The organism is Pseudomonas citronellolis (genome assembly GCF_900112375.1).
GTDB classification, from domain to species: Bacteria; Pseudomonadota; Gammaproteobacteria; order Pseudomonadales; family Pseudomonadaceae; genus Pseudomonas; species Pseudomonas citronellolis.
In genome coordinates this window covers 1-22,296 of the sequence record NZ_FOLS01000015.1, presented here as the reverse complement: position 1 = coordinate 22,296, position 22,296 = coordinate 1, and the positions used below count along the sequence as shown (strand labels likewise).

The window sequence follows — 22,296 nt, the reverse complement described above, 5'->3', positions numbered from 1 at the left end:
GCCTACCTCGCTGCGAACTTGTCGGGGAACTGCTTGACCAGGGCGCTGGCCAGGGCGTCGGAGAGCATCAGGATGTGCCCGCGCATGGCTGCCCAGGTCCTGGCTTCGGCAGCGTAGTCGTGGGCGGCCAGTTGGTCGATCTGGGCGATGTGCTGGGCGCCGTGGGTGCCGAGCATGGCCCGCAGGCCGTTCTCCGGCAGGTTGGGGTTGGCCCCGGCGAGGAAGTGGGCGATGGCTCCGGCGTTGCTCTGCAGGTCCTTGACCGCGGCCTTGCGGCCGTTGGCGTCCTTGGCCACGCTGGCGTCGCTGTAGTGCTTCACCGCGCCCCAGTGCCCGGCCAGCAGCTTCAGCAACTGGTCGGCGGCCGGCTGGCCATACAGCGGGGCGATGCTGTTGGCGATGGCCGTGGCGTTGGCCACCACCTGTTCGCCGGCCACCTTGGCCTGGCGGCTGTCGCCGGCCTGGTTGGCCTGCGCGTAGTCGCGGATCCAGAAGATGTGTTCCAGCCACAGGTCGCGCAAGGCCAGGCGCGTGTCCAGCGCCGAGGCCGCGGCGGGCGCGGCGGCGGCGTTGGCCTGGGTGGGCAGGGCGGTGCTGGCGCAGAGTGCGGCGAGCCCGAGGAAAAGCAGTGTCCTGACGTTCATGGCGGTAGCCTCTTGCAGGTCGATAACACTACAAGGGCAATTTCAGCATATTTAAATGCCGTTATTGTTTTTGCCGACCGGAGGTCATCCAGCGTGTTCCGCGTACCTGCGCCGGTCGAACAGCCACACCGCCAGCAGCGCGGCCAGGGCGAAGCCCGCGCCGACCAGGGCCAGGCCGTGCCAGCCGGCATGCCCGGCGGCCATCGCGCCTAGGGCCGAGCCGGCCGCGCCGCCGGCGAAATAGCTGACCATGAAGGCGGTGTTCAGGCGGCTGACCGCGTCCGGCGCCAGGGCCAGCACGCGGGCCTGGTTGGCCAGTTGGTTGGCGCGGTTGCCGATGTCCAGCAGCGTGGCGGCGAGCAGCAGCGGCAGCCACAGGCCCAGGGGACCGGCCAGGTAGAGGCCGGTGAAGGTCGCCAGCAGCGCGCCGGCGCCCAGGTAGCTCAGGCGCATGCCGTGCTGCTGGGTGAGGCGGCCCAGGAAGGAGGCGGCGAGGATGCCGGCGATGGCCGAGAGCCCGAACAGCCCGGCCTGGGCGCTGGAGTAGCCGTAGGGCGGCTGCGCCAGCAGCGCCGCCATGGAGCCCCAGAACACGTTGAGGGCGGCGAAGGTCAGGGCGCCGGCCAGCGACGACCAGCGCAGCGCCGGGTGCTCGCGCAGCAGGCCGAGGATCGAACGCAGCAGGGCCGGGTAGGGCTGGTCGCTGGTGGGCCGGGTGAGCGGCATGCGCAGCAGGATGGCGGCGAACAGCAGGGCATCCAGCAGCGCCGCCAGCAGGAACATGCCGCGCCAGCCCAGCCAGTGGCTGACGCCGCCACTGAGCGTCCTGGCCAGCAGGCCGCCGGCCGACAGCCCGCTGACCATCAACCCCAGCGCCCAGCCGCGCTGTTCGCTGGCGGCCAGCGAAGTGGCCGCGGGGATGATCACCTGCGCGCTCACCGCCGACAGGCCGACCAGCGCGCTGGCCGCCAGCAGCAGGGCGAAGCTCGGCGCCAGGGCCGCGGCCAGCAGGCTCAGGGCGTTGCCCACCAGCAGCGCGAGGATCAGCCGGCGGCGCACCAGGCGGTCGCCCAGGGGCACGAACAGCAGCAGCCCGGCGGCATAGCCGACCTGGGTGAGCATGGCCACCTGGCCGACCTGGGCGGTGCCGAGGGCGAAGCTGTCGCCGATGAGCGAGAGCATGGCCTGGTTGTAGTAGATGGTGGCGACCGAGAAGGCGCAGCAGAGGGCCAGGGTGAAGGCGGTGGCGCGGGAGAGTCCGGGCGGGGTTGCCTGCATCGGGGGCTCCAGGGTGGCCCGAAGAGTGGCTAGCCGGGCGCCAGGCTCAGGGGCTTGGCCGGCCGCTGCTGTTCCGACAGCGCCATGTCCAGCGCCTGGCGCAGCTCCAGGGCCAGTTTCGCCACGGCGCGCAGGCTGTCCCAGTCGTGGCGGGGGATCTGCGGGATGGTCAGTTCCACGTCGCAGCTGTTGGGCGCGAGCAGTTGCACGGTCATCGAACCGTCCGCTTCGAGGGTGCACTGGCAGCGGTAGGGCGTGAAGCTGTCTTCGAGAATGCGTTTGGCCTGCAAATAGGTTTGCATCGGGTGGCTCCCGAGTTATCGACTTGATTGAAGCGGGTCCGCAGGGTACGGCGAAGCTGGGATCGGTCGTCCGATCACGCCGAAAAGCCGACGTCAGGAAATGAACAGTAGCCTGCTAGCGAGTTGCCGTTATAACGATTTCTTATCTGCAACCAGCGAACGCTCCTTTCGGCAACCGCCTCGCCGCCCGGCAGCGCCATGGCGGCAGGGGCAGGGCGGCTATAGTGACGGGGCCGCCAGTTGATGGAGACGTCGATGGCCAATGATCAGTCGAGCCTGGAGGAGTACGCCCGCCGCCGCGATTTCGGCGGCACGCCGGAGCCTCGCGGGCAAGCCCCGTCCCGCAGGGGCCGGGCGCTGGACTTCGTCATCCAGAAGCATGCCGCCAGTCACCTGCACTACGACTTCCGCCTGGAGCTGGATGGAGTGCTGAAGAGCTGGGCGGTGCCCAAGGGGCCGTGCCTGGACCCGTCGGTGAAGCGCCTGGCCATCGAGGTGGAGGACCACCCGCTGGAGTACGCCGGCTTCGAGGGGCACATCCCCGAGGGGCACTACGGCGCCGGCGACGTCATCGTCTGGGACCGCGGCCGCTGGGTGCCGCTGGGCGACCCGCGCCAGGGCCTGGAGAGCGGCCACCTGAAGTTCCGCCTGGAGGGGAGCAAGCTGCACGGCAGCTGGAGCCTGATCCGCACCCGCATGGCCGGGCGCAAGCCGCAGTGGTTCCTGGTCAAGGGCCGCGACGACGAGGCCCGCGATTTTCCCCGCCACGACATCCTCGCCGAGCAGCCGCAAAGCGTGCTCAGTGGGCGAACGCTGCCCGGCGAACAGGGCCGCCCGGGAGGCCCGAGGTGAAGAAGCCGGCGACGGACCCGGAGGAACGCGGCGAGCGGGTCGCCGGTATCGTCATCACCCACCCGGAGCGGGTGATCGACGCCGCCAGCGGCCTGCGCAAGCTGGACCTTGCGCGTTACTACGAGCGGGCCGCCGAACGCATCCTGCCCTGGCTCGACGACCGCCCGGTGTCGCTGCTGCGCGCCCCGGACGGCGTCGGTGGCGAGGTGTTCTTCCAGCGCCATGCCCCGCACACCGAGATGGCCGGCGTGGAGCAGCTCGACCCCGGGCTGGACCCCGGCCACGCGCCGCTGCTGCGCATCGCCAGCGCCCGGGCCCTGGCCGGCGCCGCGCAGATGGGGGTGGTGGAGCTGCACACCTGGAATGCGCGGGTGGACGACCTGGAGCACCCCGACCGCTTCGTCCTCGATCTGGACCCCGACCCCAGCCTGCCCTGGGCGCGGATGATCGAGGCCACCCGGCGAATCCTCGCGCTGCTGGAGGAACTGGAGCTGGCCAGCTTCCTCAAGACCAGCGGCGGCAAGGGCATGCACATCCTGGTGCCGCTGGAGCGCCGCCATGGCTGGGAGGAGGTCAGGGATTTCACCCACGCCATCACCCGGCACATGGCGCAACGGATGCCGGAGCGCTTCAGCGCCGTATCCGGGCCGAAGAACCGCGTCGGCAGGATCTTCGTCGACTACCTGCGCAACAGCCGCGGCGCCAGCACCGTGTGCGCCTGGTCGGTGCGCGCCCGCGAGGGCCTGCCGGTGTCGGTGCCGGTGGCGCCGGAGGAGTTGGAGAGGTTGCGGGGGGCCAATGCCTGGACCCTGCAGAATATCGACGAGCGCCTGGCCTTGCGTGACGGGGACGATCCCTGGGCTACCTGGGGCGATGTCCGCCAGCGCCTGACGCAGCGGATGTGGCGGCAGTTGGGGGAGGAGTGATCCAGTCCTATGCCGTTTTCGTCGAGTATTGGTGCATCGGCCAGCGGCGTATAACCGCGAACGGTTATACGCCCTACGTTCCGGGGTGGTCCGTATTGCCCTGTAGGAGCGCGCATGGCTTCTCGTAGGAGCGAGCTTGCTCGCGAATGAGCCCCGCAGCGGAGTCTGTTCGCGAGCAAGCTCGCTCCTACGAAGAGAGCCCCGGCGCGGCCTGCAAGACAGTTGTTCCTGCATTGTTTTCTCGGTTCCATCGCGAACAGCGCTTGCGCTGGCCCGAAGGGGAATAACCCAATAGACAGTTGCTTATAAGCGCATCCGGATATCGCAGCGGCAGGTATGTTCCAGGACTCCAGATAAAGCGCGGAGAGCCGCGGGCGAATATACGATATCGCTGTATCGAATTACCGGGCCCGGAATGATCGTTGAAAACGAGGTGAACTCCGTGGAGGCCTGCCTTATGGTTCGAAAGACCTTTGCGGATGTATGGCTTCAGGACTTCGGGCGTTTGGATTCGCAGAAATTGTCCGGTATATTCATCGGTTGGAAAAACTTTTGCTGAAGGAGTTTCCCATGTCCAAGCTGGCAGAGTTTCGCGCTGTCGAGAAAGCGCTCGCAGAACAGATGGCCCACCTGGAGTCGCTGAAGAACGATGTCAATCTGCAGAAGGAAATCGAGTTCGAGCAGAAACTGAATGAACTCATGCAGGCATACGGCAAGTCCCTGGGCGACGTGACCGCCATCCTCGACCCCCGGGCCCATGGCGAAGCGCCTGCGCGCGCGGGGCGGGGCGTGCGCGCCAAGCGGCGCGCGCGGGCGGTCAAGGTCTACCGCAACCCGCACAGTGGCGAGGTCGTTGAAACCAAGGGCGGCAACCATAAAGTTCTGAAGGCCTGGAAGGCGGAATATGGCAGCGATGTCGTGGACTCCTGGCTGCAGAAGAAGTAACCACTTTACGCAGAGTTAGCCAAAGCGCCGCGCTCGATCACCGATTCAGTGCCCGCCACTGAGTTTCCGCGCGTTCTTATTCCAGAATTTCGGCGGTATTTCTCCGCTGCGCCATTAGTGTGCACGCAGGGAACTGCCGTCCGTCCGTATGGCTCAAGTATTTCAATTGGCTGACGATTCATTGCGGTAGAAAATTTTTGCCAGGGGTTGTGTCTTGCAGATTAGTCAGGAAAGTCTGGTTCGCCATCTTCGTCATCAGTTCAATGCACTTCTGGGCGTATCACTGTTCTCCTGGGCGACGATGGCCGGGCTATTGATATTCATCTGGCTACATGGCCAGGCCCTGGGTGTGAAGTCATTCGCCTGTTTCGTTCTGGGAGCCTGCCTGAGTTCGGTGCAACTGTTCTTTCTGGTACTGGTCGCGGTGCGCATGCACCGCACCATGAAAACCCGTTCGAAACTCTTGTCGAGCCTTGAATACGAGTCCGGCCACGATGTGCTGACCGGCGTGCTCAACCGCCGTGGTTTCGACCTGTCGCTGCGCCAGGCGATGTCGGCGGCGGGGCACCAGAAGAAGTCGCTGACCCTGCTCTACCTCGACCTGGATGGCTTCAAGCAGGTCAACGACCTGCATAGCCACGCCGTGGGCGACCGCCTGCTGCAGGTGGTGGCGAACAAGTGGAGCAGGACCATACGCGGCGGCGACCTGCTGGCGCGGCTGGGTGGGGATGAGTTCGCGCTGATCACCGGCGCCACCGGCGCGGAGGTCGAAGCGCTCTGCGAACGCTTGCTGGGGGTGGCGAAAGCCAGCCTGCTGGAAGAGTTCCCGGCCCTGCAGATCGGCGTCAGCATCGGTGTCGCCGAGTTTCCCCGCGACGGCCGGCAGGCCGACGAACTGGTCCTGGCCGCGGATTCGGCCATGCTGGTCGCCAAGGCCCTGGGCAAGTCCTGCTTCCAGTGGGCGCTGCCGTCCTCGGAGCGGGGCAGGGGCGTGGCGTCCCCGGTTGCCTAGATCGGCTGGCCGAAACCGGCAGGGGTCGCCTGCCGGTTCGCATTCCATCCCATGCCGCCACCCGTTGCTCAGTGGTGGTAGCCCTCGCCGACCTTGACCTTGCCGCGGAACACGTAATAGCTCCAGGACGTGTACATCAGGATGAAGGGCAGGATGAACAGCGCGCCGATCAGGGCGAACAGCTGGCTCTGCACCGGTGAGGCCGCCTGCCAGATGGAGACCGCCGGCGGGATGATGTTCGGCCAGACGCTGATGCCCAGCCCGCTGTAGCCCAGGAAGATGACCAGCAGCGTGAGCATGAAGGGTGTCACCGTGGCCCGGTGGGCGAGGGTGATCAGGGTGGCGAAGAAGCTGAACAGCAGCAGCGCCGGGACCGGCAGGAAGTAGACCAGGTTCGGCAGGCTGAACCAGCGCTGGGCGATCTGCGGGTGCGACAGGGGCGTCCAGATGCTGATGATCGCGATGGCGAACAGCAGTATCCAGATGAAGTAGGAGGAATAGCGGTACATCTCCGCCTGCAGCTGCCCTTCGGTCTTCATGATCAGCCAGGTGCTGCCCAGCTGCGCGTAGGCCACCAGCAGGGCGAAGCCGCAGAAGATCGGGAAGGGGCTCAGCCAGTCGAGGCTGCCGCCGGCATAGGCGTTGTTGGCCACCGGGATGCCGTCGATGAAGGCGCCCAGCGCCACGCCCTGGGCGAAGGTCGCCACGATGGAGCCGCCGATGAAGGCCTTGTCCCACCAGTGGCGGTTCCTGTCGCTGGCCTTGAAGCGGAACTCGAAGGCCACGCCGCGGAAGATCAGCCCCAGCAGCATGAGCACCAGGGGCAGGTAGAGCGCGCTGAGCAATACCGAATAGGCCAGGGGAAAGGCGCCGAACAATCCCGCGCCGCCCAATACCAGCCATGTTTCATTACCGTCCCATACGGGGGCGACAGTATTCATCATGACGTCGCGTTCTTCCTTGTTCTTTATTGCAAGGAAAAGAATGCCGATGCCCAGGTCGAAGCCATCCATGATGACGTACATCATGATGCCGAAGATGATGATCAATGCCCAGATGAGTGTGAGATCGACGCCCATGTTATTCGCTCCTCAAGTTTGCAGTGCTTGCGCTTAACGGTCGTCGGATGCCGACAATGGACGTGCGGGCGTACGCATCTGGCCTGCACCGCCTTCGATGGGATGTTCCGCATCGTGGGGTTGCGGCCCCTTATGTACGAGTTTCAGCATATAGGCGATGCCGGTGCCGAAGAGTGCGAAGTAGACAAGAACGAAAAGTACCAGGCTGATGGTCATTTGCGCGGTGGTTTGCGCCGAGGCGGCATCGACGGTGCGCATGTATCCGTAGACCACCCAGGGCTGCCGGCCCATTTCGGTAGTTACCCAGCCGGCCAGCAGGGCAATGAGTCCCGAAGGGCCCATGCAGAGCACGAACTTGAGGAAAAAGCGGGAATCGTAGAGTTTTCCGCGCCATCTCAGATATAGACTCCAGAGGCCGGTAAGTATCATCAGGAGTCCCATGGCTACCATTATCCGGAACGTCCAGAAGATAACCGTGGAGTTCGGCCTGTCTTCCGGCGGGAATGATTTGAGTGCGGGAATCTGGCGATCCAGACTGTGGGTGAGAATAAGACTTCCCAACAGAGGAACTTCTATGGCGAAGTGGGTTTTTTCCGCCTTCATGTCGGGCCAGCCGGCCAATATCAGCGGTGAAGGTTCGCCCGGAACATTCTCCCAGTGCCCTTCGATGGCCGCGATCTTCGCCGGCTGGTGTTCCAGCGTGTTGAGCCCATGGGCATCGCCGACCACGGCCTGGATGGGCGCGACCAGCAGCGCCATCCAGGCCGCCATGGAGAGCATGGTGCGCGCGGCCTCGTCGTTGCTCCGGCGCAGCAGGTGCCAGGCCCCGGAGGCCCCGACGAAGAAGGCGGTGGCGAGGAACGCGGCGATGGCCATGTGCGCGAGCCGGAAGGGGAACGACGGGTTGAAGATGACGGCCAGCCAGTCGACCGGCACCGCCCGGCCATCGACGATCTCGAAGCCTTGCGGCGTATGCATCCAACTGTTGGAAGACAATATCCAGAAGGTGGAAATCAATGTGCCCAGCGCGACCATGGCGGTGGCGAAGAAGTGCAGGCCCCGGCCTACGCGCTCCCAGCCGAACAACATCACACCGAGAAAGCCCGCCTCGAGAAAGAACGCGGTCAGAACTTCATAAGTCAACAAGGGCCCGGTAATACCGCCGGCAAAGTATGAAAAGCGGCTCCAGTTGGTGCCGAACTGATAGGCCATTACCAATCCGGAAACGACACCCATGCCGAAGTTGATGGCGAAAATCTTCACCCAAAAGCTGTAAAGATCCCGGTAGACATCTCTTCCGGTTCTAAGCCAAAGACCTTCGAGTACCGTCAGGAAACTGGCGAGACCAATGGTGATGGCCGGAAAGACTATATGGACGCCAACGGTGAAGGCAAACTGCAGACGAGCCAGATCAATTGCGGTCGAGCTGTATGTGTCCATGCTTTCTCTGCCTTGTGGAGTGGAGGGAAAGTTCGCCGGAGAGTGTCGGGCACAAAGCAAGCTAACTAAGTGAGCGCTTGCGCCTGTGCAACTCTCGTTCTTTGCCTTGACATCTCGGAAGTGCGCCGCTTAGATTCTAGAACACGATCGAGCGGCATGAGCAAGCTATTTTTTCTCGCAACTTCCTGTTGATCTCATCCGGCAAGTCATGTAACAGGCGCCAGTTTTTCGTTGGCTGGCGACGATGGTTTCTTCTTGAAAGAAAGAAGTTTTGTTTTTTCGGGAGGGTAGAGCGCAAGGCAATATCGCTATAGCGGAGAAAGATAATCGCTATAGCGTCTGAACATATAAAACTGTCGAGCCACGCCCAACTATCGGCCTGCTCGTATATATGGAGCGATCATGACTATTCGACGCAAGGTACCTGGTGTTCGTAAATACGATGGTCCCGCTGGTGGTTGGGGCGCTCTCAAGGCGACGGCCACGGCCGTCCGGGAACAGATGGATACCCTCAAGGCGCCCATCACCCTGATGCGCACCAACCAGCCCGACGGCTTCGACTGCCCCGGCTGCGCCTGGCCGGACAAGGAGCACAGGTCCACCTTCCAGTTCTGCGAGAACGGCGCCAAGGCGGTGACCTGGGAGGCCACCAGCAAGCGCGTCACCCCCGAGTTCTTCGCCAGCCACCCGGTGGCTTCCCTGCTGCACCGCAGCGACTACGAACTGGAAGACCTCGGGCGCATCACCCACCCGCTGGTCTACGACCGCGCCTCGGACACCTACCAGCCCATCGAGTGGGAAACCGCCTTCGCCCGCATCGGCGAGATTCTCCGTGGCCTGGAGCCCGACGAGGTGGAGTTCTACACCTCCGGGCGGGCCTCCAACGAGGCGGCCTACCTGTACCAGCTGTTCGCCCGGGAATACGGCACGAACAACTTCCCGGACTGCTCGAACATGTGCCACGAGCCCACCAGCGTCGGCCTGCCGCGTTCGATCGGCATCGGCAAGGGCACGGTATCGCTGGATGACTTCGAGGCCTGCGAGCTGATCATCTCCATCGGCCACAACCCCGGCACCAACCACCCGCGGATGATGGGCACGCTGCACGAGGCGTCGCGGCGCAAGGTGCCGATCATGGTGTTCAACCCGCTGCGCGAGCGCGCGCTGGAGCGTTTCGCCGACCCGCAGGACATGATCGAGATGGCCACCTACGGCTCCACCCGCATCGCGTCCTCCTACTTCATGGTCAAGGCAGGCGGCGACGCGGCGGCGATCAAGGGCATCATGAAGGCGCTGCTGGAGATCGAGGACAGCCTGGGCGGTGCGCTCGACTACGCGTTCATCAAGCAGCACACCGTCGGCTTCGACGCGCTGGTCGCCGACCTGCACGCCACCCAGTGGCCGGACATCGAAGCCGCCAGCGGCCTGAAGAAATCCGACCTGGAAATGGTCGCGGCGGCCTACGCGAAGTCCAACGCCACCATCGTGACCTACGGGATGGGCATCACCCAGCACAACGAGGGCACCGCCAACGTCCGGCTCATCTGCGACCTGCTGATGCTGCGCGGCAACTTCGGCAAGCCCGGGGCCGGCATCTGCCCGCTGCGCGGCCACTCCAACGTCCAGGGCAACCGCACGGTGGGCATCACCGAGAAGCCGTCGAGCGCCTTCCTCGGCAAGATCGAACAGGTGCTGGGCTTCAAGCCGCCGGCGCAGCATGGCCACGATGCCGTGCAGGCGATGCAGGCGATGATCGACGGCACGGCCAAGGCGCTGATCTGCCTGGGCGGCAACTTCGCCGTGGCGCTGCCCGACCCCGGCCAGTGCTTCCCGGCCATGGGCAAGCTGGAGCTGAGCGTGCACATCGGCACCAAGCTGAACCGCACGCACCTGCTGGTGGGCAAGCACAGCTTCCTGTTCCCCTGCCTGGGGCGGACCGAGCTGGACGTGCAGGAAACCGGGCCGCAATCGGTGACCGTGGAAGACTCCATGTCGATGGTCCATGCCTCGGCCGGCAAGCTGAAGCCCGCTTCCGACGTCCTGCTCTCCGAGCCGGCCATCGTCGCCGGCATGGCCAACGCCACCCTGCCGGACAGCAAGGTGCCCTGGCTGGAGCTGGTCGCCGACTACGACCGCATCCGCGACCTGATCGAGAAGACGGTGCCCGGCTTCGACGACTTCAATGCCCGCATCCGCGTCCCGGGCGGCTTCCGCATGCCGCTGCCGCCGACCGAGCGCAAGTGGGACACGCCCTCGGGCAAGGCCGAGTTCTTCGTCTTCCCCGGCCTGCACGAAGACAAGGTGGTGGAGGGCGAAGACGTCCTGCGCCTGGTGACCATCCGCAGCCACGACCAGTACAACACCACCATCTATGCGCTGGACGATCGCTACCGCGGCGTATTCGGGCGGCGCGACGTGCTCTTCATGAACCCGGACGACCTGGCGGCCAGGGGTTTGGAACATGGCGACCTGGTGGATATAGAAACAATTACCGCGGGGCGCAAACTGCGTTACGAGAAGATCACCGCCATTGAATACAAGATCGCCGCGGGTTCGGTCGCCGCGTACTATCCCGAAGCCAATAGACTGGTGCCGCTGGACTACATAGACGTCGACAGCGGAACGCCCTCCTATAAATCCGTGCCGGTTCGGGTGATGCGCTCGGAAGTCAACTGAGCCAAGTTGCCCAACATATAACCGGGGTGCCAATGGCACCCCTTTCTTTTTCAGCCTTACTTGCAGTTCGGAATAAAACCATTCGGCACGCGCGATGACGATTGTCATGCGCCCGCTATTATCTGGTAGTCTCGAACGCCCAACCGTGATGGTAGTTGCCAAGCAAAATGACAGAAGAACTCCCCAATCCCCAGGCAGTCGACAGTCCGATCACCAGTAGCGCGATCTTTCTCGTGATGACGCTGGTTTCCGGCGAGGAAAACCGCGATGCCGTGCGCGCACTGTGCGGGGATATCGCCGCCCTGGTGCGTTCGGTCGGCAAGCGGGCGCCGGCGGGCAATCTTTCCTGCGTCGTCGGCTTCGGCTCCGAGGCCTGGGACAGGCTGTTCGGCGCGCCTCGCCCGGCGGCGTTGCACACCTTCCGCGAAGTGGGTTCCGGTGAGCGCGTGGCCGTTTCCACGCCGGGCGACATCCTGCTGCACATCCGCGCGGACCAGATGGACCTGTGCTTCGAACTGGCGACCCAGGTGGTCACCCGGCTGGGCAAGGCGGTGGAAGTGGTCGACGAAGTCCAGGGCTTCCGCTACTTCGACATGCGCAGCATGGTCGGCTTCGTCGACGGCACCGAGAACCCTGCGGGCCGCGAGGCGGCCCATTTCACCCTGATCGGCGACGAAGACCCCGGCTTCGCCGGCGGCAGCTACGTCATCGTGCAGAAGTACCTGCACGACATGGCCGGCTGGAACCGGCTGTCCATCGAGGCCCAGGAGCGCATCATCGGGCGCACCAAGCTGTCCGACATCGAGCTGGACGAATCGGTCAAGCCGAGCTGCTCGCACAGCTCCCTCACCACCCTGGTCAAGGACGGCAAGGAAGTGAAGATCCTGCGCGACAACATGCCTTTCGGCCGGCCGGGGGCGGGGGAGTTCGGCACCTATTTCATCGGTTATGCCCGCTCGCCCGAGCCCATCGAGGAAATGCTGCAGAACATGTTCGTCGGGCGCCCGGCGGGCAACTACGACCGCCTGCTGGATTACAGCCGCGCGGTGACCGGCAGCCTGTTCTTCGTGCCTTCCGCCGACCTGCTGGAACAGCTCGGCGAATAACTTCCCCTATCCGGGCGATTTTCCCGATAACTTCCCCGGACTATTGCGTCGACTCACTTCGCCGCAATAGTTCCGGCCTTCCGTCGTACTGCGATTCACTCATTGCGCCGCTGTTCGGAAGTTGTTCCGGCATATTCCGATGAGTTTTTTCCCGGCGTGTCATTGTTTTGTAACTATGGCGCCGCCGCTTAGCGTTTTTCGTTGTTTGGCCGTGGTCGATTTCGTCTGGCGCTCTTCCACTTCCCGGACTATGGTGAACGGACGGTGTAATAACCGTTCCGGCTTTTCGAGTTTTCCTGTCTCTTTCGTTTCGAAAAAACAGTGCATGCCAAGTCTCCGGGTTCGTTATTGAACTCATCCATGGCTATGCGCTGCTGGAGATGCGGCCGCTCGATTACAAGCGCCCACTTGTTGCGTGGAGAAAGTTCATCATGGCGACTCTCTGTGAAATCTGTAATGCGCGACCCGCCGTTGCCCGCGTGACCGTCGTACAGAATGGCGAGCGCAAGTCGATGTCGATCTGCGACCACGACTACCGTCAGTTGATGCGGCACCAGAGCATGCTCAATCCGTTCGACTCGCTGCTCGGAGGCGGCGGGCTTTCACGCTTCTTCGACAGGTTCGGCGGCGCGGGCGAGGAGGGCGATGGTTTCGGCATGGCCGCCGAAGTGCCCCGCGAGTCGGTCGACGCCACCGATGCCTTCAGCGCCCAGACCCTGGAGATTCTCCAGCGCGCCGCGGAAAAGGCCCACGAACTCAGGCGCAACGAGCTGGACACCGAGCACCTGCTGTACGTGCTGGCCGACACCGACGTGGTGGTCGCCCTGCTCAAGGAGATGAAGCTGTCGCCGGAGGACATCAAGGGCTATATCGACCAGCACGCGCAGACCGGCAACGCCTCCGCCGATGCGCCGGTGGACCGCATGACCATCTCGCCGCGCCTGAAGAAGGCCTTCCAGTTGGCCTTCCAGGCCTCGCGGGACCTGGGGCATTCCTACGTCGGCCCGGAGCACCTGCTGATCGGCCTGGCCTCGGTGCCCGAGAGCCTGGCCGGCACGCTGCTGAAGAAGTACGGCGTGACCCCCGAGACGCTGCGCCAGAAGGTGGTCAAGATCGTCGGCAAGGGCGCCGAAGACGGCCGCGTGGATACCCCCAGCGGCACGCCGACGCTGGACAAGTTCGGCCGTGACCTCACCCAGCTGGCGCGCCAGGGCAAGCTCGACCCGGTGCTGGGGCGGGCCCAGGAGATCGAGAACGCCATCGAGGTGCTGGCCCGGCGCAAGAAGAACAACCCGGTGCTGATCGGCGAGCCCGGCGTCGGCAAGACGGCGATCGTCGAAGGGCTGGCCCAGCGCATCGTCAACGGCGACGTGCCGGAAGTGCTGCGCGGCAAGCGCCTGGTGGAGGTGAACCTGAACTCGATGGTCGCCGGCGCCAAGTACCGCGGCGAATTCGAGGAGCGGGCCAAACAGCTGATCGACGAAGTCACCGCCAAGCACGACGAGCTGGTGCTGTTCATCGACGAGCTGCACACCATCGTCGGCGCCGGGCAGGGCGGCGAGGAGGGCGGGCTGGACATCGCCAACGTGCTCAAGCCGGCCCTGGCCCGCGGCGAGCTGAGCCTGATCGGCGCCACCACGCTCAACGAGTACCAGAAGTACATCGAGAAGGACGCCGCGCTGGAACGCCGCTTCCAGCCGGTGTTCGTCCCCGAGCCGACGGTGGAGCAGACCATCGTCATCCTCCGGGGCCTGCGCGACAAGCTCGAGGCCCACCACCAGGTGACCTTCGCCGACGATGCCTTCGTCGCCGCCGCGGAACTCGCCGACCGCTACATCACCAACCGCTTCCTGCCGGACAAGGCCATCGACCTGATCGACCAGGCCGCCGCCCGCGTGCGCATCGGCGCCACCTCGCGGCCGGCGGACATCCAGGAGCTGGAGGCGGAGATCGCCCAGCTCAAGCGCGAGCAGGACTACGCGACCTCGCGCAAGCGCTTCGACGAGGCGAAGAGCTTCGAGGAGCTGATCGGCGAGAAACAGACGCAGCTGGAGGAACGCTCCGAGGCCTGGGAACGCAAGACCGGTTCCGAGACCCTGGAGGTCACCACCTCGTCCATCGCTGAGGTGGTCTCGCGGCTGACCGGCATCCCGGTGGCGGAGCTGACCCAGGAAGAACGCCAGAAGCTGCTGAAGATGGAAGAGACGCTGCGCGAGCGGCTGATCGGCCAGGAGCACGCGGTGGTGGCGGTCAGCGATGCGGTGCGCCTGTCCCGCGCGGGCCTCGGCCAGGCCCACCGGCCCATCGCCACCTTCCTGTTCCTCGGCCCGACCGGGGTGGGCAAGACCGAGCTGGCCAAGGCGCTGGCGGAGAGCGTGTTCGGCGACGAGCAGGCGATCATCCGCATCGACATGTCCGAGTACATGGAGCGCCATGCCGTGGCCCGGCTGATCGGCGCGCCGCCCGGCTACGTCGGCTACGACGAGGGCGGCCAGCTGACCGAGCGCGTGCGCCGGCGGCCGTACAGCGTGATCCTGCTGGACGAGATCGAGAAGGCCCACCCCGACGTCAACAACGTGCTGCTGCAGGTCTTCGACGACGGCCGGCTCACCGACGGCAAGGGCCGGGTGGTGGACTTCAGCAACACCATCATCATCGCCACCAGCAACCTCGGCGCCTCGATCATCATGGACAACCTCGAACGCTCCGAGGCCGAGCGCATGGACGACAAGGCGCTGCGCGACGAGCTGATGGGCGTGCTCAAGGGACACTTCCGTCCGGAGTTCCTCAACCGCGTCGACGACATCATCGTGTTCCATGCGCTGTCCCGCGACGACATCCGCGCCATCGTCCGCATCCAGCTGCAGCGGGTAGTGCGCACGGCCGCCGCGCAGGACATCACCCTGACGGTCGATGAGTCCCTGGTCGATCACCTGGTCGACGTGGGCTACCAGCCCGAGTTCGGCGCCCGCGAGCTGAAGCGGCAGATACGCCAGGAAGTGGAGACGCGCCTGGCGCGGGAAATCCTCGGGGACAAGGTGGTTTCCGGGGACAGCATCGCCCTGGGCTACGACAAGGAGGCCGGCAAGGTGACGCTGGAGAAGGGCGGCGCCCAGCCCCCGGCGGCCGAGCCGCCCGCGCCGCCGGCCGACGCGGAGCAGACCGGAACCTGAAGACGGGCGGACGGGTAGCGCTCACCCCGGGCGCTACCCGTGCCCTCACCAGCGCGCGGCGGCCTGGCTGTCCGTCTCGCGGGCCGCCACCCATTGCCAGCCGTGGGGCGTGCGTTCGCGCTTCCAGAACGGGGCGCGGGTCTTCAACTGGTCCATGATGTATTCGCAGGCTTCGAAGGCGTCCCGCCGGTGCCGGCTGGTGACGCCGACGAAGACGATCGGCTCGGCCGCCGCGAGGGCGCCGACGCGGTGCAGCACTTCGAGGTCGAGCAGCGCCCAGCGCTCCCGCGCCGCCGCGGCGATCTGCTCCAGGCTCCTTTGCGTCATGCCCGGGTAGTGCTCCAGGAACAGCTCGCTGACTTCGGCGCCGCCGTCCAGGTCGCGCACGTAGCCGACGAAGCTCACCAGGGCGCCGGCGCCGCCGGAGCGCCCGCGCAGCCGCTCGATGAGTTCACCGGCATAGAAGCCCTGCTGTTGCACGCAGATGCTCATTCAGCCTCCCGTCACCGGCGGGAAGAACGCCACTTCGTCGCCATCGGCGAGGGGCTCGTCCAGGCTGCATAACTCCTGGTTGCGCGCGCACATCAGGTTGCCCTGGCTGAACACCTCGGCCCAGGCGCCGCCGCGGCTGGCCAGGTGGTCGCGGAGGTCGCCCAGCGTGGCCAGGGCCGGCTGCCAGGGCAGGGGCTCGCCCTCGCTGCCGAGCAGTTCGCGGTAGCGGGCGAAGTACTGCAGGCGGATCATCGCGCGTCCTCCACCTGGTACAGGCCCGAGCGGCCGCCGGCCTTGCGCAGCAGCCGCACCCAGTCGATCTGCATGCCGCGGTCGATCGCCTTGCACATGTCGTAGAGCGTCAGGGCCGCGACGCTGGCCGCTGTCAGGGCTTCCATCTCCACGCCCGTCGCGCCTTTCAGCCGGCAGCTCGCGACGATGCGCACCGAGTCCGGCAGCACCGGCTTGAGCTCGACGCTGACCGCGCTGAGCAGCAGCGGGTGGCACAGCGGGATGAGTTCATGGGTGCGCTTGGCCGCCATGATCCCGGCGATCCGCGCGGTGGCGAAGACATCGCCCTTGGGGTGGCCCTGTTCGAGGATCAGGTCGAGGGTTTCAGGTTTCATCCTGATCCAGGCTTCGGCCACGGCTTCGCGCTGGCTGTCCTGCTTCGCGGTGACGTCGACCATGCGGGCATGGCCGCGATTGTCCAGGTGGGTCAGCGTTGCCGCCGACTCATGGGCTTGGTTCATCGGGACTCCGGGGCGCGCGGGTCAGGGCGCCGGGCTGTAGAGCCTGGGCAGGCTGTGGTGGGGAAGGTGGATGAGGTTGAGCTGGTTGCGGCGCGCCCATTCCACGGTCAGGGCGGTGGGCGCCGAGAGGCTGACCAGGGTGCCGATGCGCGCCCGCACCGCCTTGTGAATGAGTTCCAGGCTGCAGCGGCTGGTGACGACGACGAAGCCCTCGGCGGGTTCGAAGCGCGCCTGGGCCATGGCGCCGATCAGCTTGTCCAGGGCGTTGTGCCGGCCGATGTCCTCGCGGCACAGGCGCACCTCGCCCTGGGCGTCGAGGTACAGGGCGGCGTGCAGGGCGCCGCTGTCGCGGGCGACCGTCTGGGCGGCGTTGATGCGCTCGCGCAGGCCCTCCAGCAGGCGCGCTTCCGGCAGCGGCGCGAGGCGCAGCGGGGTCAGCGCCGGCAGCGCCTGGTCCAGCGCCTCGACCCCGCAGATGCCGCAGCCGCTGGTGCCGGCCAGTTGCCGGCGGTGGTCCTTCAGCGCCCAGAAGGCGCGGTTGGTTATTTCGACCTGGGCCAGGTACGACTCGCCGGAACCGGTGATTTTTATATCGCGGATTTCATCCAGGGAAGTGACGATTTCATTGGTCAGGCTGAAACCCCTGACGAAGTCTTCCATATTACCCGGCGATACCATCATCACCGCCTGGTTGATGCCGTTATAACTGATGGCCAATGCCGTTTCCCGGGCAAGTACGGCCTCACCGATTATCCAGTTCTCGCCCAACTCGACATAACTATAGGTTTGCGCGGGCGCGGGCGGCGCATTGATATCGGATATATCGGTTCGAGCTTCGTCGATCAGCTCCATCACGGCACCTTGTGTCTTGTTGCCTGTTTTCAGGTTACGCAGGCGATCAAATAACGTCCAATCGCTTGTTCCGATCCGTCAATAAGACTCCTCTATGACGGAAACAACGCATTCGATGCAGGCCGGAAGTTGCTTTCACGGCCGGGTTTCGATGGTGCCGCTCTGCGCCGCCAGCAGCACTTCGGGGCTGTTCAGGTTCTGCAGGCGCAGGTCCTGGCAGGAGCACGGCAGGCCCTTGGCCCGGGCGGCCAGGAGCAGCCGCAGCAGGCTTCGCTCGCCCGCCGCCCAGGCCGCCTCCAGGGTCGGCAACAGGGCCTTGGGCAGCAGGCTGAACATCGGCTGCCATTGGCTGCCCTGGCGCAGCATCAGCGGGTAGCCGAGGCCCTTGCCGAGGTGCGCCAGCATGGCGCGGACGAGCGCCTGGTCGACCAGCGGCGCATCGCAGGGCAGCACCAGCATCCACGCGTGCCTGGCCTGTTCCAGGCCCGCGATCACACCCGCCAGGGGGCCCGGATAGCCGTCGACCGAATCGCTCACGCAGCGGTCCGAATAGGTCGCGTAGACAGCCTGGTTGCGGTTGCAGGAAATGATTAGGTCGTCGGTCAGTTCGCGCACCACGGCATGGATATGCGCGATGAACGGCTTGCCGCGGAAGAGCATCAGTCCCTTGTCCTTTCCTCCCATTCTCTGGCCTTTTCCACCGGCGAGCAGAAGTATGGAACAGGGTATTTCGATAGTGCTCATGCTCGTTGTATCCGAAGGCTCGGAATCGAAGGCGGAAAACTACAGAACTTGCAGCGGATGCGTCCAATTGCAAATGCTTACCGGAAGATAGATGCGCCTTATCGGGAACACTCTTCTTGTCGATAGAAGACTCCGATCGGAGGGTTTGCCATATCGATTGGACGACGCCGGTCTTTGTCTCTAGTTTCCACGGAAACTTCCAACTGGAGCGATGCCCCGTGAGTGTCAAACCGAATACGGAATTCATTCCGCTGAACATCGCGGTATTGACCGTCAGCGATACGCGAACTTTCGAAAACGATACGTCGGGCGAGTTGCTGGCGAGCCGCTGCGTCGAGATCGGCCACCGCCTGGTGGCGCGCGTGCTGCTCAAGGACGACCTCTACCGGATACGCGCGCAGGTCGCCGCCTGGATCGCCGACGATGACGTGCAGGTGGTGCTGATCACCGGCGGCACCGGCTTCACCGGCCGCGACAGCACTCCGGAGGCCGTCGCCTGCCTGCTGGACAAGCAGGTCGAGGGCTTCGGCGAGCTGTTCCGCGCGCTGTCGATCCTCGACATCGGCAGCTCCACCGTGCAGTCCCGCGCCCTGGCCGGCCTGGCCAACGGCACCCTGGTGTGCTGCCTGCCGGGCTCCACCGGGGCCTGCCGGACGGCCTGGGAGGGCATCCTGGTCGAGCAGCTCGATTCGCGGCACCGCCCCTGCAACTTCGTCGCGCACCTCAAGCCCGGCAACGCCTGCGGGCCGCGCCAATGAAGGGCGCGGCGCTGATGCCGGTCGACGAGGCCCTGGGCCGCCTGCTCGACCTGGCGCAAGGCTCGCCCATCGCCGATATCGAGGAACTGGCGCTGGCCCTGGCCGATGGCCGCGTGCTGGCGCGCGACCTGTTCGCGCGGACCGACTCGCCGCCCTGGGCCAACAGCGCCATGGATGGCTATGCCTTCAGGCTTGCGGACCTGGACGGGCGGGCGCTGCGCATCTCCCAGACGATCTTCGCCGGCCAGGCGCCGGCGCCGCTGGAGCCCGGCACCTGCGCGCGCATCTACACGGGCGCGCCGCTGCCGGAAGGGGCCGACTGCGTGCAGATCCAGGAGAACTGCAGGCTGCTCGACGACCAGCGGGTGCTGATCGAAGGCCAGCCGCGGGCCGGCGCCAACGTTCGGCCGCGGGCGGACGAGATCGCCGCCGGCGAACCTCTGCTCGAAGCCGGCCGGGTATTGGGGCCGGTATCCCTGGGGGTTCTGGCTTCCCAGGGCTATGAGCGCGCGCCGGTCGTGCGGCGCCCCCGGGTCGCGCTGCTTTCCACCGGCGATGAACTGGTCGCCGCGGGCCAGGCGCTGGCGCCCGGGCAAATCTACGACAGCAACCGCACGCTGCTGCGGGCGCTGCTCCAGCGCCTGGGTTGCGAGGTCGTGGAGCTGGGCCGCGTGGGAGACGACCCCGAGGCGATCCGCGCGGCCCTCGACGCCGGCCGCGCGAACGACCTGATCCTCAGTTCCGGCGGCGTCTCGGTGGGCGAGGCCGATTTCATCGGCCAGCTCCTGCGCGAGCAGGGCGAGGTGCTGCTCTGGAAGCTGGCCATCAAACCGGGCAAGCCGTTCACCTTCGGCCAACTGGACGCAACGCCCTTCATCGGGCTACCGGGGAACCCCGGCTCGTCCCTGGTGACCTTCCTGCTGCTGGTGCGGCCCTACCTGCTGCGGCGGATGGGCGTGGCCGCGGTCCGGCCCAGGCGCTACCCGCTGCCGGCGGGCTTCGACTGGCCTTCGGCGGGTACCCGCCAGGAATACCTGCGGGTGCGCATCGAGAACGGTGTCGCCCTGCTGCTGCCGGGGCAGAGCTCCGGCACCCTGCTGAGCGCGGCAGTGGCCGACGGCCTGCTGGAAGTCCCGGCAGGCAGGACTTTCGCGGCGGGGGAATGGCTGGACTTCCTGCCGTTCGACGGGCTCTGGGGCGCGGCGAATGACGCGCGCTGAGCATTACATCGTCATCGGCGACAACGCCCTGGCCTACAACGCCTGGCGGGAACTGAACGCAAGGGGCCAGGCCGCGATCCGCCTGCTGCCCAGCCGAACCTCGACGGCAGCCCCGGACGCCGTGCTGGGCGATCCTCAGGACGTGGAAGTGCTCCGGCGGGCGGGCGCGGAGAGAGCGGTGGCCATACTGGCGATGCTCGACGACGATTCGCACAACCTGGCCGTGCTGCGGGCATTGCAGGCGCTCGCCTGCAGTGCGCTCACGGTGGTGACGGTCAATGACTCGCGGAACCTTCCGCGTATCCGCCAGCTGCGGCCCGGCGCTGTCATAGCGCCGGTGATGGAGGATGGGGGAGTGGCTGCGCGGGTCGTTCAGGGTGGGCAGATACCTTTGGACCTGCTGCCGCACTGTGTGCTCCAGCAAGAGGGTGTTGCTGGCGAGCACGGCTTCTCGTAGGAGCGAGCTTGCTCGCGAACAAATACGGTGCCATGCGGTTCGCGAGCAAGCTCGCTCCTACGAAGAGCATCCTGGCGCGGCCCGGTGGCTTTCGTGCCTTGGGTTGGCTCCGCTCCCTCTCCCTGAAGGGAGAGGGAGCTTGTCCGTGCCGGCGGATAGGAATGGTTTCAACCTGAACCGTCATCTCCGGCTGACGCCGAAACATCCACTCACTCCGAACGGTCCCCTCTCCCTTCAGGGAGAGGGTTAGGGAGAGGGGCTCTTGGCTCTTGACTCCAACAGCCCCCAACCTGACCTAGAACAACGGCAACGTATAACTCACGATCAACCGGTTCTCATCCTGGTCCCGCTGCGTCGCCGTGCCCGAGCCGCTGACCGGCAGGCCGCTGCGCATGGTGGCGTTCTTCCAGGCCAGGCCCAGGCCCTTGAAGGTGCCCTCGGGGACCACGTAGCCCACCGCGATGTCACGTTCCCACTCGCCCTGGTCGCCGCGGCCGGTTTTGATGTCGTCGGCGTTGAGGTAGAGCACGCTGAAGGTCAGGCCGGGCACGCCGAGCTTGGCGAAGTCGTAAGCGTAGCGGCCGATCCAGGTGCGCTCGCCGGCGTGGTTGAACTTCAGCAGCTGGGCGTCGGTGTGCAGGTAGGTGCTGGTGCCTTCGCCGTCGCCGCGGTTCAGGTAGGGGAAGTCGCTGTCGCCGGTGAGCACTTGGTAGCCGGCGCCGATGCTGTGGCCGGCGAGGCTGTAGGTGAGCAGGCCGCTGTAGACGTTGTTGTCCACCTCGCCCTTGGTCAGGTTGTTGCCGTAGTAGCCGCTGCTGACGTAGCCGTCGGCGCGGCCGGAGGCGCTGCCGTTCTTGCCGTCGGAATCGCTGATGAACACCCGCAGGTCGGTTTTCAGGGTGCCCGGGCCGACCGCCCAGTTGTGCGTCAGGCCGAGGAAGTGCTGCTGGTAGAAGTCGGTCAGCTGGCCGTAATAGTACTGCAGCGTCAGGTCCTTGGTGGCCTTGTAGTCGCCGCCGGCGAAGTAGAACTTGTTGCTGTCGCGGGAGCTGGCGCTGCTGCCGTTGGCGCCGGCGATGGACATGCTGCGCCAGTCGGTGGAGTTGCGGCCCTTGGTGTGGGTCAGTTGGCCGCCGATCAGCGTCAGGTCCTTGAACTCGTTGGAGGTGACCTGGCCGCCCTCGTAGGTCATCGGCAGCAGGCGCGCGTCGTTGTAGACCACCACCGGCAGCTTGGGCTGCAGGGTGCCGTAGCGGAACTCGGTCTTCGACACTTTCGCCTTGGCGGTCAGGCCCAGGCTGCTGAACTCGTCCACCGCGCTGCCGTCGCTCTCCAGCGGGAAGATGGTGCCGGGCTGGCGGTCGATGCCGCTCTTGCCGGACTTGCCGCCGCCGTCCAGGCGCAGGCCGAGCAGGCCCAGGGCGTCGACGCCGAAGCCGACGGTGCCTTCGGTGAAGCCGGAGGCGTAGTTGAGCATGAAGCCCTGGCCCCATTCTTCCTGCTTGCTGGGCGAGGCGGGGCCGTTGCGGTTGTCGGTGTTGATGTAGAAGTTGCGCAGGCCGAGGCTGGCCTTGCTGTCTTCGATGAA

20 protein-coding genes and 1 pseudogene are annotated in these 22,296 nt (G+C 65.7%); 9 read left to right on the top strand and 12 right to left on the bottom strand.

The window, feature by feature from the left end; translation table 11 throughout:
- Positions 1 to 2 precede the first annotated feature (2 nt).
- From BM060_RS15475 to BM060_RS15465, 3 genes are all read right to left on the bottom strand, one after another.
- Positions 3 to 644 (bottom strand): hypothetical protein, encoded by a 642-nt coding sequence (locus BM060_RS15475; protein ID WP_074980838.1) that lies wholly within the window; start codon positions 642 to 644, stop codon positions 3 to 5.
- Positions 645 to 728: 84 nt separating this feature from the next.
- Positions 729 to 1,922, bottom strand: a complete 1,194-nt coding sequence (locus tag BM060_RS15470; RefSeq protein ID WP_074980837.1) for an MFS transporter — start codon at positions 1,920 to 1,922, stop codon at positions 729 to 731.
- A gap of 29 nt (positions 1,923 to 1,951) precedes the next feature.
- A complete protein-coding gene (locus BM060_RS15465) occupies positions 1,952 to 2,224 on the bottom strand; it encodes a DUF1652 domain-containing protein (RefSeq protein WP_009621889.1) in 273 nt (90 codons plus the stop codon).
- A gap of 255 nt (positions 2,225 to 2,479) precedes the next feature.
- Between BM060_RS15465 and ligD the strand changes: the two are divergent.
- From ligD to BM060_RS15445, 3 genes and pseudogenes are all read left to right on the top strand, one after another.
- Positions 2,480 to 4,002 (top strand): annotated as a pseudogene (ligD, locus tag BM060_RS32160) (non-homologous end-joining DNA ligase).
- A gap of 570 nt (positions 4,003 to 4,572) precedes the next feature.
- Positions 4,573 to 4,947: a histone-like nucleoid-structuring protein, MvaT/MvaU family gene (locus BM060_RS15450; RefSeq protein ID WP_043272859.1), complete on the top strand. Its 375-nt coding sequence runs from the start codon at positions 4,573 to 4,575 to the stop codon at positions 4,945 to 4,947.
- A 394-nt stretch (positions 4,948 to 5,341) separates the two neighbouring features.
- Positions 5,342 to 5,959 carry a GGDEF domain-containing protein gene (locus BM060_RS15445; RefSeq protein WP_074980835.1) on the top strand — a complete coding sequence of 206 codons (618 nt, stop codon included), beginning with the start codon at positions 5,342 to 5,344 and terminating at the stop codon, positions 5,957 to 5,959.
- 68 nt (positions 5,960 to 6,027) lie between these two features.
- Here the strand turns inward: BM060_RS15445 and cydB are convergent, their stop codons facing one another.
- Positions 6,028 to 7,038 carry a cytochrome d ubiquinol oxidase subunit II gene (cydB, locus tag BM060_RS15440; RefSeq protein ID WP_074980834.1) on the bottom strand — a complete coding sequence of 337 codons (1,011 nt, stop codon included), beginning with the start codon at positions 7,036 to 7,038 and terminating at the stop codon, positions 6,028 to 6,030.
- A gap of 33 nt (positions 7,039 to 7,071) precedes the next feature.
- On the bottom strand, positions 7,072 to 8,478 hold the full coding sequence (locus BM060_RS15435) for a cytochrome ubiquinol oxidase subunit I (protein WP_064583156.1): 1,407 nt from the start codon (positions 8,476 to 8,478) through the stop codon (positions 7,072 to 7,074).
- 402 nt (positions 8,479 to 8,880) lie between these two features.
- On the opposite strand from BM060_RS15435, the gene BM060_RS15430 reads away from it, so the two are divergent.
- Both BM060_RS15430 and BM060_RS15425 read left to right on the top strand, forming a co-directional pair.
- Positions 8,881 to 11,154 carry an FdhF/YdeP family oxidoreductase gene (locus BM060_RS15430; protein WP_074980833.1) on the top strand — a complete coding sequence of 758 codons (2,274 nt, stop codon included), beginning with the start codon at positions 8,881 to 8,883 and terminating at the stop codon, positions 11,152 to 11,154.
- 167 nt (positions 11,155 to 11,321) lie between these two features.
- Positions 11,322 to 12,260 carry a Dyp-type peroxidase gene (locus tag BM060_RS15425; protein ID WP_074980832.1) on the top strand — a complete coding sequence of 313 codons (939 nt, stop codon included), beginning with the start codon at positions 11,322 to 11,324 and terminating at the stop codon, positions 12,258 to 12,260.
- A gap of 159 nt (positions 12,261 to 12,419) precedes the next feature.
- Here the strand turns inward: BM060_RS15425 and BM060_RS32970 are convergent, their stop codons facing one another.
- Entirely contained in the window at positions 12,420 to 12,587 is a 168-nt protein-coding gene (locus tag BM060_RS32970; protein ID WP_159458821.1) for a hypothetical protein, read from the bottom strand.
- A 101-nt stretch (positions 12,588 to 12,688) separates the two neighbouring features.
- Here BM060_RS32970 and BM060_RS15420 point away from each other — a divergent pair, with 101 nt between their 5' ends.
- On the top strand, positions 12,689 to 15,433 hold the full coding sequence (locus BM060_RS15420) for an ATP-dependent Clp protease ATP-binding subunit (RefSeq protein WP_425352181.1): 2,745 nt from the start codon (positions 12,689 to 12,691) through the stop codon (positions 15,431 to 15,433).
- Between the two features lie 45 nt (positions 15,434 to 15,478).
- Here BM060_RS15420 and BM060_RS15415 read toward each other — a convergent pair whose 3' ends face one another.
- The 5 genes from BM060_RS15415 to mobA all read right to left on the bottom strand — a co-directional run bounded on the left by BM060_RS15415 (position 15,479) and on the right by mobA (position 18,273).
- Positions 15,479 to 15,925, bottom strand: a complete 447-nt coding sequence (locus BM060_RS15415; RefSeq protein WP_074980831.1) for a molybdenum cofactor biosynthesis protein MoaE — start codon at positions 15,923 to 15,925, stop codon at positions 15,479 to 15,481.
- The gene (locus BM060_RS15410; RefSeq protein WP_043272850.1) at positions 15,926 to 16,177 is read right to left on the bottom strand and encodes a MoaD/ThiS family protein; all 252 of its coding nucleotides are present in this window, start codon (positions 16,175 to 16,177) and stop codon (positions 15,926 to 15,928) included.
- Complete coding sequence (gene moaC, locus BM060_RS15405; RefSeq protein WP_061561790.1) at positions 16,174 to 16,677, bottom strand: cyclic pyranopterin monophosphate synthase MoaC; 504 nt, start codon at positions 16,675 to 16,677, stop codon at positions 16,174 to 16,176. The genes BM060_RS15410 and moaC overlap by 4 nt, the downstream gene beginning before the upstream one ends.
- A 21-nt stretch (positions 16,678 to 16,698) precedes the next feature.
- Positions 16,699 to 17,529, bottom strand: a complete 831-nt coding sequence (gene fdhD, locus BM060_RS15400) for a formate dehydrogenase accessory sulfurtransferase FdhD (protein WP_074980830.1) — start codon at positions 17,527 to 17,529, stop codon at positions 16,699 to 16,701.
- A gap of 135 nt (positions 17,530 to 17,664) precedes the next feature.
- Positions 17,665 to 18,273 carry a molybdenum cofactor guanylyltransferase MobA gene (gene mobA / locus BM060_RS15395; RefSeq protein WP_074980829.1) on the bottom strand — a complete coding sequence of 203 codons (609 nt, stop codon included), beginning with the start codon at positions 18,271 to 18,273 and terminating at the stop codon, positions 17,665 to 17,667.
- Between the two features lie 218 nt (positions 18,274 to 18,491).
- Here mobA and moaB point away from each other — a divergent pair, with 218 nt between their 5' ends.
- From moaB to BM060_RS15380, 3 genes are read left to right on the top strand one after another with little or no spacing between them, the layout of a single operon-like run.
- Positions 18,492 to 19,031, top strand: coding sequence for a molybdenum cofactor biosynthesis protein B (gene moaB, locus BM060_RS15390; protein WP_074980828.1), 540 nt, complete (start codon positions 18,492 to 18,494; stop codon positions 19,029 to 19,031).
- A 14-nt stretch (positions 19,032 to 19,045) separates the two neighbouring features.
- Positions 19,046 to 20,251 (top strand): molybdopterin molybdotransferase MoeA, encoded by a 1,206-nt coding sequence (locus tag BM060_RS15385; RefSeq protein ID WP_116424571.1) that lies wholly within the window; start codon positions 19,046 to 19,048, stop codon positions 20,249 to 20,251.
- The gene (locus tag BM060_RS15380) at positions 20,238 to 20,708 is read left to right on the top strand and encodes an NAD-binding protein (protein ID WP_074980826.1); all 471 of its coding nucleotides are present in this window, start codon (positions 20,238 to 20,240) and stop codon (positions 20,706 to 20,708) included. Before BM060_RS15385 ends, BM060_RS15380 begins: the two co-directional genes overlap by 14 nt.
- A gap of 295 nt (positions 20,709 to 21,003) precedes the next feature.
- On the opposite strand, the gene BM060_RS15375 is transcribed toward BM060_RS15380, so the two are convergent.
- Positions 21,004 to 22,296, bottom strand: a 1,293-nt coding sequence (locus BM060_RS15375) for an OprD family porin (RefSeq protein ID WP_074979716.1), incomplete at its 5' end; no start/stop codon positions are given.